Source organism: Fulvivirga sp. M361 (genome assembly GCF_007097395.1).
Taxonomy (GTDB): Bacteria; Bacteroidota; Bacteroidia; order Cytophagales; family Cyclobacteriaceae; genus Fulvivirga.
This window is the reverse complement of the sequence record NZ_VKDC01000071.1, coordinates 1-5667: the sequence shown is the minus strand read 5'-3', so window position 1 is coordinate 5667 and position 5667 is coordinate 1. Positions and strand designations below refer to the sequence as shown.

Annotated in this window: 3 protein-coding genes; all 3 read left to right on the top strand. The window is 37.6% G+C overall.

The annotated features are described in order from the left end of the window. The first annotated feature begins 230 nt into the window (after nt 1–230). The 3 genes from FNH22_RS31320 to FNH22_RS31310 all read left to right on the top strand — a co-directional run bounded on the left by FNH22_RS31320 (nt 231) and on the right by FNH22_RS31310 (nt 5271). Nucleotides 231–2642 carry an ABC transporter permease gene (locus tag FNH22_RS31320; protein ID WP_185154527.1) on the top strand — a complete coding sequence of 804 codons (2412 nt, stop codon included), beginning with the start codon at nt 231–233 and terminating at the stop codon, nt 2640–2642. 478 nt (nt 2643–3120) lie between these two features. Further along, nucleotides 3121–3810, top strand: coding sequence for a response regulator transcription factor (locus FNH22_RS31315; protein ID WP_143402484.1), 690 nt, complete (start codon nt 3121–3123; stop codon nt 3808–3810). Between the two features lie 177 nt (nt 3811–3987). Further along, nucleotides 3988–5271 carry a HAMP domain-containing sensor histidine kinase gene (locus tag FNH22_RS31310; protein ID WP_143402483.1) on the top strand — a complete coding sequence of 428 codons (1284 nt, stop codon included), beginning with the start codon at nt 3988–3990 and terminating at the stop codon, nt 5269–5271. The last annotated feature ends 396 nt before the right edge of the window (nt 5272–5667 follow it).

The following is a 5667-nucleotide window of genomic DNA, read 5'->3' as shown; positions in this document are numbered from 1 at the left end:
GAGTCGGAATGGCTTACAGATGTTTACGAAAGGATCCAGTCCATCAAACATAAGAAGCTCTATCAGCTACTACCGAACAACTGGGAGAAATACAAAGGCTTGACAGAAGATTAACCCACGCGTTCCTCGGACGGATACGGATGAATGCTGATCTATTATTTGGAATTGACGTGCTGGATCTGTTTCGCCCTTTCGCTATAAAAACATATCCCAAAACAAAACAGACAATTATGTTAAAAAATTACTTTAAGGTTACCTGGCGTAACTTTGTCAGGCAGAAGGTCTATTCTTTACTTAATGTCAGTGGACTCGCGATTGGGCTGGCTTGCTTCATTTTGACTTTTCTCTATATCCAGGATGAACTTAGTTACGATCGTTTTCATACCAAATCTGACAGGACTTACCGGGTTTTAGAGCGTTTTGAAAGTGAAGGAGTAGGGGAACATTCCGCTAGTTTGCCTTTTCCGGCAGGCTCCACGTTAAAAAATGACTTTCCCAGGCAGGTTGAACATTCAGTAAGACTATTTAATTTCCAGTCCCCGACATTGGCGCTGTCCAATAAACCGGCCGATAAGGCATTCAATGAATCAAAGATATTCTTTGCTGATTCAAGTTTTCTTGACGTTTTTGATTTTCAGCTCCTGGCAGGAAATCGGAAAAATGTGCTGGATCAACCCAATTCAATTCTTATTACACCTTCCATGGCCAAAAAGTACTTTGCAGATGAAGATCCGATGGGAAAGTTATTGGAATTTCAGGGAAGTCAGAATTTAAAGGTGACCGGCATATTGGAAGATGCACCATTAAATGCACATTTTCAGTATGATTTTATCATCTCTTTTTCAAGCCTGAAGCATTGGTACAACGGGACTTATCCGGGTACATGGTATTGGAATCCCTGCTGGACCTACATCGTACTGGAAGAAAATACCGATCAAAAGCAATTTGAAAAGCAACTTCCGGCGTTTGTTCAAAAGTACTTCCCCGGTTTTATTAGCTCCGATGTCGAATTAGAGCTTCAACCTCTCCATAATATTCATCTGTATTCAAAACTTGATTACGAGATACAGGCAAACAGTGAGGTAAAAAGCATTTATATATTCGGAGCTATCGCTTTTTTTGTATTGGTCATTGCTACCATCAATTTCATTAATTTAAGTACAGCACGGGCTACCAAAAGAGCTAAAGAAGTAGGCGTTAGAAAATCACTTGGAAGCAAAAAGTCACAATTGGTTATTCAGTTTGTACTTGAGTCGATTTTGATGACCTTGCTCGCAACATTAATAGCTTTTTTGGTTGTACTGGTTGTGCTTCCATCCTTTAACCTACTTGTAGAAAAAGAAATTGAATTGACACAGCTTTTAAAACCGGGCTATATTCTGTGGGCCTTACTGCTATCACTTTCTGTAGGTTTCTTTTCCGGTTTTTATCCGGCATTTATCCTGTCTTCTTTTAAAACGGTGTCCGTATTGAAGAGTGTCCGGTTAAAGGCAAAAGGGTTGAATTTCAGAAAAATACTTGTCACATCTCAGTTCTCAATTTCTATTTTCCTGATTGCTGGTACCATTGTAGCTATCGATCAGTTTCAGCTTCTGCAAGATCAGGATGTAGGTTTCGACCGGGAACATGTTATAATGGTCCCGGTCATCAGGTCTCCAATGGGTCAACATTACGAAAGCTTCAGAAATAAAGCCCTTCAGAGCGCTCATATTTCATCAGTCACCGGGGTTGAAGAAATCGTAGGGGCAAAACATCAGGTTCAAAATTACAGGTTTGAAGGGATGGAAATATCTAAACCCTTTCCCAGGTTTAGTGTCTTGCATGACTTTACCGGGACAATGGATATTGAATTGGTAGCCGGTCGCGACTACTCAAGGGAGTACCTGACGGATGATTCATTGGCCTACGTAGTGAATGAATCGATGGTAAAGGCCATGAACTGGCATTCCCCTGAAGAGGCTGTTGGTAAGCAGTTTTATTATAAAAATGAACTAAAGGGTAAGATAGTAGGAGTGGTAAGGGACTATAACTTTGTTTCAAAGCACCATCCTATCGGTCCGTTGGTGTTAGACCTGAATACTAAGCCCGCAGCGTTCAATTTGTTTATTAAATACCTCGCTATAAAAGTTGATCATCGTAATTTGAACCAGGCCATTGCCGATGTGAAAAAAGCGTGGACTTCAACACTTCCCAACAGACCGTTTGATTTTTTCTTTTTAGAAGACCGCCTAAACCAATCTTATAGCGCAGAGCAAAAACTGAGTAAGATTACGGTCATTTTTTCCGTATTGGCCATCGGTGTGGCATGTTTAGGTTTATTTGGACTAGCTACTTTCAACATAGAGAGACGAACCAAGGAAATCGGTTTGCGGAAGGTTTTAGGTATCAAAACCTCTCAGATCCTTATCCTTCTTTCAAAAGAATTTATCTACCTGATTTTAATCGCTTTTGCCGTCAGTATTCCTACTTCGTACTTCCTCCTGGAAAGATGGTTAAGCGAATTTGCTTATAGAATAAACCTTCAAATATGGCCATTCGTTATTGCGGGCATAATCACCTTTATAGTGTCGATGATTACGATACTCTATCATGCGCTTAAAGCTTCTTTTATTAACCCGGTAACTACGCTGAAGTATGAATAAAATGGCTGAATAACTGTAAGTCAATATTATAAAGGTGAACTTAAACAATATTTGTACTGGACTTTGAATATAAAGGTGGAGGTGAAGAAACAAATAGTGCACTTAGAAGTTTCGTATTGATGATAGCTTTCTAAGAACATTTACTTTCTCCGGTGGTCAATCTTCTACCCTTTCCAAATGAGAAAATTCAAGATGCTGAAAAGGGCAATCAGATTGAAAAATTCCGGTAACAAGCCCAAAATTATTTCCATATTCGTATACCTGCCGCCTGAAATCAAGGTTAAATGGATAATACTGTTTTGATTGTAATCGATAGCGTAATTCTAATCCTGAAAAATCAGTTTGATAACCGGCAAATCATAATTTTAATATGGTGCCGTATGAGCAGATAATAAAAGGAAAATAATTATCATTATTACTCTAATGATCTTTGGCCTTTTATCTAGTATAGTAAAGCGTATAACTGATAGTGAAGGGTATGATAAAAAAAATTCTTCTTATAGAAGACGAATTGAATGTGGCATCTTTTATAAAAAAGGGGCTGGATGAGGAAGGGTATGAAGTGACTATATCCCATGATGGGGAGTCAGGGCTGGCAATTCTTTCTGAAAACCAATTTGATCTGTTGATTTTAGACGTTATTCTCCCTAAAATGACCGGTTTGGACGTTTGTGGGAAAATTAGAGACAGTGAAAATAAACAGTTACCAATATTAATGTTAACCGCATTGGGCACTACAGAAAGTGTGGTGAATGGATTGGATAGTGGTGCCGATGACTATCTGACAAAACCATTTAAATTTTCCGAGCTATTGGCAATAATTAGGACTATTTCAAGAAGAAAAGGACTTTTTGAAGATAGTGAGCAAATTCTCTCTATTGCAGATATGAAGCTCAATCTCGACGCTAAAACTGTACGCAGAGCAAATTCAGAGATAACGTTGACACCTACTGAATACCGGCTGTTAGAATATTTCATGAAGAATCAGAAAAAAGTCCTTTCGAGAGTCGACCTACCCGAAAATGTATGGAATATCAATTTTGATATGGGGACCAATGTTGTAGATGTGTATGTCAATTACCTGAGGAATAAAGTTGATAAGGCATTTGATCAGAAATTGATCCATACAGTAATTGGCATGGGGTATGTGATGAGAGAAGAAAATTAGCTTATTGAAAATCCGCAATAAAATAACGCTCATTTTCACCTTAATAACAGCCAGTCTGTTATTGATAGCATTTATCTTAATTTTTTGCTTTGCCACACTCTATACCGAAAATGATTTTTATCAACGGTTAAAAGAAAGGGCTACGATAGCAGCTCAGGCATTGCTTGAAAAGATGAAATGAGTTCAAATATTTATGATGATATCCGTAAACGCCATCTCCAAATATTGCCCCGGGAACAAGAACATATAGTTTCTATTAGCCGGATAGAGGAATCATCAAGGGCTGATTCTTTGAAGGAACAACCCAAGGTGTTGGTATTTCAAAGACTTATAAAGGAATTGTCAAAAGGTGATGAATATTTAAATCAGTTTCCGTCGTCATTTTTTGAAAAGATAATATCAGAAGAATATGCTCAGGCTAAAAAGTATGACACTTATTACGTAGGAATTCCCTATTCAGATAATCAGGGAGATTTTATAGTTGTAATATCCGCTGTAGACAAGTACGGTCAGTCCAAGCTTAGTAATTTGTTGCATATACTTATTGCAATATTTTTAGCCAATCTGGGTGTAATCTATATAGTAGGGTCTTACTATGCCAGGCAAATCTTAAAACCTATCTCAAAAATTACAATAAAGGCTAACCAGATAAGTGCCATGAATTTGCACTTAAGACTGGAGACAGGTCGTAAAAAAGATGAGTTGACAGAGCTGGCCCTGACGCTTAATAATATGCTGGACAGGCTTGAGACATCTTTTGATATTCAGAGAAGTTTTGTCAATAACGCCTCGCATGAATTGAGGAACCCATTAACAGCTATCTTAGGAGAGGTAGAAATTGCTTTGAGAAATGAGCGTTCCAAACTGGATTATATTCAATCATTAAAGACAGTGGAGAAAGAGGCCGGACGTCTGGAGCCTCTGGTCAAAAGTTTGCTAAAACTCGCCGAGACGAATCATGGCAAAAACGGGCTAACCATTGAAAGTTTAAGGATTGACGAGTTATTACTGGATGTGAAGGATGATCTGGACAGTATTAACCCTGATAATAATATCATTTTTGACTTTACCACATTTCCTGATGATCCTGACCAACTGATCATTCAAGGTAGTAAAAGTTTATTGAAAATGGTGTTTACCAATATCATGGACAATGCCTGTAAGTTTTCTAACAATAGTGTGGTGATTGTAAAAATTAAAGCTGATTATGTCAATGTAATAATTGAGATCATTGATTATGGTGTTGGTGTCCCACAAGATGAGCTAAAGAGTATTATAGAACCTTTTTTCAGAGCGTCAAACGTGCGTAACTTCAAAGGTTTTGGGATAGGATTACCTCTTGCTCATAAGATAATAAAGATTCATGGCGGTCAGTTGGTCATTAATTCTACTGAAGGAACAGGGACATTTGTTCTTATTATTATTCCAAAGTCTTTACCACAGATTGAAATTAGAAATTGAATTCTAATATTTTTCTAACTAAAAATTGTTCGAATTATAATTTGCTGTTTATATCATTGTATAGAGCTAAAAAAAAGAAAAATGAAGATGTCTTTTTTAGAATATGCAAAGGTGATTTTAATGAAAGTAAGTTTCGACCAATGGCTCATGCTCAAAGAATACGGGAAACTGTATAAGCTGCTGGATGAGCAGGAAAAAACGGAATTGGATGTATGGCTTGAAAAGAATAAAAAGAGCAACCGCTTTTTCCCTCTCTCGCCAATTCAATGCGATAAACCCGGATTATGCATTGGAATAATTGAAAGGAGGGCTTAGGTTATTGATTTGAGAAAATATTCCCTTCATCCATGGTCTTTTTTTAGCAGTTAGAGAGATTTTCAATACCGTTTTATTGGC

Coding starts and splice junctions, on each gene's coding strand:
- FNH22_RS31320 (WP_185154527.1), top strand. CDS start 231: ATGTTAAAAAATTACTTTAAGGTTACCTGGCGTAACTTTGTCAGGCAG.
- FNH22_RS31315 (WP_143402484.1), top strand. CDS start 3,121: ATGATAAAAAAAATTCTTCTTATAGAAGACGAATTGAATGTGGCATCT.
- FNH22_RS31310 (WP_143402483.1), top strand. CDS start 3,988: ATGAGTTCAAATATTTATGATGATATCCGTAAACGCCATCTCCAAATA.